The sequence below is a fragment of the Mesorhizobium sanjuanii genome, assembly GCF_002529485.1.
In the GTDB taxonomy this organism is placed as follows: Bacteria; Pseudomonadota; Alphaproteobacteria; order Rhizobiales; family Rhizobiaceae; genus Mesorhizobium; species Mesorhizobium sanjuanii.
In genome coordinates this window covers 1-4,763 of sequence record NZ_NWQG01000239.1, presented here as the reverse complement: position 1 = coordinate 4,763, position 4,763 = coordinate 1, and the positions used below count along the sequence as shown (strand labels likewise).

4 protein-coding genes are annotated in these 4,763 nt (G+C 65.8%); all 4 read right to left on the bottom strand.

Features of this window, described 5'->3' with window-relative positions; all coding sequences use genetic code 11:
• Window positions 1-68: 68 nt before the first annotated feature.
• Window positions 69-2,144 (bottom strand): 3-hydroxyacyl-CoA dehydrogenase NAD-binding domain-containing protein, encoded by a 2,076-nt coding sequence (locus CN311_RS28775; RefSeq protein WP_097577007.1) that lies wholly within the window; start codon window positions 2,142-2,144, stop codon window positions 69-71.
• 121 nt (window positions 2,145-2,265) lie between these two features.
• Window positions 2,266-3,213, bottom strand: a complete 948-nt coding sequence (locus CN311_RS28770; RefSeq protein ID WP_097577006.1) for an ABC transporter permease — start codon at window positions 3,211-3,213, stop codon at window positions 2,266-2,268.
• Between the two features lie 3 nt (window positions 3,214-3,216).
• Window positions 3,217-4,197 carry an ABC transporter permease gene (locus CN311_RS28765; RefSeq protein WP_097577005.1) on the bottom strand — a complete coding sequence of 327 codons (981 nt, stop codon included), beginning with the start codon at window positions 4,195-4,197 and terminating at the stop codon, window positions 3,217-3,219.
• A gap of 1 nt (window position 4,198) precedes the next feature.
• Window positions 4,199-4,763 (bottom strand): ATP-binding cassette domain-containing protein (locus CN311_RS28760; RefSeq protein WP_133117281.1); only part of this gene is annotated, 565 nt, incomplete at its 5' end.

Sequence of the window (4,763 nt, the reverse complement as noted above, 5' to 3'; positions counted from 1 at the left end):
CGGCAATCACCGCTGGGGGAATCGGAGGCTCGAACCCCCTTCATCCACGATTTCGGAAATGGCCTCGCTCAGGCTGTTTCGGCGCCGCTTTCCCACGACCCGGTCCCGGCCATCCGCCTGATCAGCGGCGCCGGCTTGAAGACTTGCCGGCCGGTCCGCTCGTGCCAGTGGTCGAGCCGCGCGACGATCTTGTCCACACCTTCGAGGCCGGCCCAGAACATCGGCCCGCCCTTGCCGACCGGAAAGCCGTAGCCATTGACCCAGACGACATCGATGTCGGATGCGCGGGCGGCGATCTTCTCCTCGAGGATTTTGGCGCCTTCGTTGACCAGGGGATAGAGCGTGCGCTCGATGATCTCGTCAGTGCCGATCACGCGTGAGGCGATGCCGCGCTCGGTCGCCTTGTCGCGGATCAGCGCTTCGACCTCCGGATTGGCTACCGGTATACGAGATCCATTCTCGTATAGGTAAAAGCCGCTTCCGGTCTTCTGGCCGAAATGCCCCTGCTCACAGAGCGTGTCGGCAATCACCGCCGTCTGGCCGCGCGCCTTGCGGTTGCGCCAGCCTATATCGAGACCGGCAAGGTCGCCCATCTGGAATGGCCCCATCGGCCAGCCGAAATCGGTGAACGCCCGGTCGATCTGGCTGGGCGTCGCGCCTTCCAGCAGCAGCGCCTCGGACTCGGCGCCGCGCGCGGCGAGCATCCGATTGCCGACGAAGCCATGGCAGACGCCGACGACGACCGGCACCTTGCCGATGCGCCGCGCCAGCTCGACAACCGTCACCAGCGCGTCCGGCGCGGTCTTCTCGGCGCGCACGATCTCCAGCAGCTTCATGACATTTGCCGGGGAAAAGAAGTGCAGGCCAAGCACATCCTGCGGCCGCGAGATCGAGGCGGCGATTTCATTGACGTCGAGATAGGAGGTGTTGGTGGCGAGGATCGCGCCCGGTCTGGCCACCGCGTCGAGCCTGCCGAACACATCCTTCTTGACCGCCATCTCCTCGAACACCGCCTCGACGATCAGGTCGCAATCGGCGAGATCGCCATAATCCGTCGTGCCCTTGAACAGGCCGAGCCGCTGGCGCTTGGCCTCTTCGCTCAACGAACCGCGCGCGACGGAAACACCATAGTTCCTGCCGATCGTCGCCAAGCCGCGCTCCAGCGCCTCGCCGCTGGTTTCCAGCAAGGTGACGGGGTAGCCGCCACTGGCGAAGACCATGGCGATGCCGCCGCCCATCGTGCCGGCGCCGATGACGCCAATGCGCGCGATCTTGCGCCTGGCGATATCCTTGCCGGGAATCTTTGCCGCCTCACGTTCGGCGAAGAACAGATGCCGCTGCGCGCGCGACTGGTCGCCTCCCACCAATTTCAGGAACAGCGCGCGCTCCGCCGCCAGCGCTTCGTCGAAGGGCAGCGCAATCGCATTGCGCACCGCCTGCGCGCAGGCGATCGGCGCTTCAAGGCCCCGCGCCTTCCTGGCGAGATCCGCCGCCTCGGCGTCGAAGCCCACCAGGTCAGTTTCTCGAAGCCCGTCGTTGCGATCGCGTACCGGCGAGAAGGGACCACCCTTGCGGGCGATTTCCCTGGCGAAGTTCACGGCATGCGTGGTCAGATCGCCTTCGAAGACGGCATCGACGAGACCGGCGGCGTGCGCCTCATCCGCACCGATCGGCGAACCGGACACGATCATCCTGAGCGCTTTCACCGCGCCGACCAGGCGCGGCAAGCGCGCCGTGCCGCCGCCGCCCGGCAGCAGGCCGAGCTTCACCTCCGGCAGGCCGAGCTTCGCGCCGGCATCCGCGATACGAAAATGGCAGCCGAGCGCCAGTTCCAGGCCGCCGCCGAGCGCGGTGCCGTGAATGGCTGCGACCGTCGGCTTGGTGATGGCCTCCAGCACAGCCACGATGGCGCGCAGATCGGGCTGCTGCACCGGCTTGCCGAACTCGGTGATGTCGGCGCCGGCAACAAAGGTCCGGCCGGCACAGGCGATGACGATGGCCGTCACTGAAGGTTCGTCCCGCAAGGCAACCAGCGCATGCATCAGCGGCTCGCGGACATGGAAGCTCAACGCGTTGACCGGCGGGTTGTCGATGCTGACTATGGCGACATTGCCGTCATTTGTAACGCTGACGAAATCGGACAAGCAGAACCTCCCGCAATAGCAACCGCGCCTGCGGGTGTTTACAGGGCCAGTATCCCGATTGGAACCGGATTTCCGGCCAGGCCGGTATTCTGCCAGCCCTGGATCAATGGAAGCAGGCGCCTCAGCGCAACGCCTTCTGGCCGCCCGCGGCGGTGATCACCCCGACGATGATCAGCCCAGTCAGCAACAGCCGGACGCCGGCGCTGACGCCGAACGTGTTGAGCATGGTCAAAAGCAGCACCAGGAACAGTGCCGCGCCCCAGACGCCCGGCACATTGGCCTTGCCGCCGGCCACCGACGTGCCGCCGATAACGACCACGGCGATCGAGGCCAGGAGGTACTCATTGCCGATGTCGACATTGGCGCCGCGAAAATAGCCGGCAAGCAGCGCCCCGTCGAGACCACCGAGCGCGCCGGACAGCGTGTAGGTGAGGAAGCGGATGCGGCCGACATTGACGCCGGCCAGCCACGCGGCGCGGATGTTCTGGCCGATCGCCAGCACCGAACGGCCATAGATCATGCGCTGCAGCGCGATCGCGGCACCTATGGTGAACAGCACCGTCAGGATCGCCAGAACCGGAATGCCCAAAATCTGCCAGTTGGTGAAATCGGCGAAGCCCGGCGGCGGCTTGATCTGCAGGCCGCGCCCATAGCTGATGTCGATCGACTGGATGATGAAGCTGGCCGACAGCGTGGCGATGATCGGTGGAATGCGCAGCGCCCAGATCAAGAGATAGTTGGCGGCGCCGATCGCCATGCCGCAGGCGAGTGCCGCCAGCAGGCCGACGGCGATCATCGCATCACTACCGTCCATCACCTTCATGGCGACGGCGCTGGCAAGGCCGATATTGGCCGGCAGCGACAGGTCGACATTGCCCGGCCCGAGCGTGATGACGAACATCTGGCCGACGCCGACGATGACGGTGAAGACGGCAAGCGAAAGGGCTGCCGTGATCATGCCGCCGCCGCCATAGCCGCCGGTGAAGGCGATGGTCGCCAGCCATACCAGCAAGGCGCCGATGAACGACCAGATCCAGGGTTTGGCGAGCAGCAATCGTAGCGAAGCCATCGCTCATCTCTCCCTGCGGCTTATCAGCACCCGGGCCGCCAGCACGATGATCAGGATGGCGCCGTTGGCCGCCACCTGCCAGTCGGGCGGGATATGCATGAAGGTCAACAACGGCGAGGCGGCCAGCGCCAGCGTCAGCGCCCCGAGCACCGCGCCGATCGGCGACACCCGGCCGCCGACGAATTCGCCGCCGCCAAGGATGACGCCGGCGATCGACAGCAGCGTGTAGCCATTGCCGATATTGGCGTCGGCCGAGGTGGTGATGCCGATCAGCGCCATGCCCGACAGCACGCCGAACAGACCGGCTAGCGCAAACAGCACGATCTTGGTGCGAAGCAGCGACCAGCCGGCGCGCTCGAGTGCCGCGGCATTGCCGCCCGAACCGCGCAGGATCACGCCATAGGACGTGCGCATCAGCCCAAAATGGACGACCGCCGCGATCAGCAGTGCGGCGATGATCGGGAACGGAATCAAAGGCGGCTTGAACGCCATGAGCGACAGCAGCCAGTCCGGCGCCTTGCCGCCGGGCTTCGGCAGGACGAGGATCGCCAGCCCCTGCCAGACGAAGCTCATGCCGAGCGTCACCACGATCGAAGGCAAATTGCGCAGATGGATCAAGGCGCCGAGCAGCGCGTAGACGCCGATCGATCCGAGCAGGATCAGGACGCCGATGAGCGGCGCATCCTTCAGCCATGTCGCGGTGACGCAGCCGACGAAACCGACAAAGGTGCCGATCGACAGGTCCAGCTCGTTGCCGGCTATGACGAACATCTGCGCGATCGTCGCCAGAGCGATCGGGATCGCCAGGTTGAGCATCAGGCTGAAGCCGAAATAGCTGATGGCACGCGGATTGAGCCAGCCGATCGCCAGCAGCACCAGCACCAGCGACAGGGCCGGCAGCAGGCCGCGCAGCATGCGCGCCCGCGCCAGCTTGTCGCGCTCGGCAGACCCCCTGATCCCACTCTCGACGGATGCCGCTGTCATCTCAGGCCGCGTCGCCGAATGAGGACTGGATGATCTTTTCCTCCGTCAGCTCGTCGCGGCTTAGGTTGGCTACGATGCGGCCGTTCTTGAAGACATGGATGTGGTCGCAATTGTCGAGCTCTTCGGTTTCGGTTGTGTACCAGAGGAAGGTGCGGCCGTTACGGGCCTCTTCGCGCACCAGGTCGTAGACCTCGAGCTTGGTGCCGATATCGACGCCGCGCATCGGGTCGTCCATCAGCACGATCCTGGCGTCGGAACCGAGCGCCCGGGCAAACAGCGCCTTCTGCTGGTTGCCGCCGGACAGCGAGAAGATGTTGTTGTTCATGTCGAGGGTGCGGATGCCGATTTTCTCGCGCCAGAAGCCGGCGAGTTCGGCTTCGCGCCGCGGCGAGATCAAGAGGCCGCTGCGCAGCCGCGCCAGCGATCGGATGCCGATGTTTTGCGCGATCGACCATTGCGGGAAAATCCCGTCCGACTGGCGGTCGCCGGCCACCAGCGCGACCGGCGCGGTGACCTCGATGCCGGCCCTGGCGCGCGACGCCGCGGCAAAGATCGCCAGCAACAGG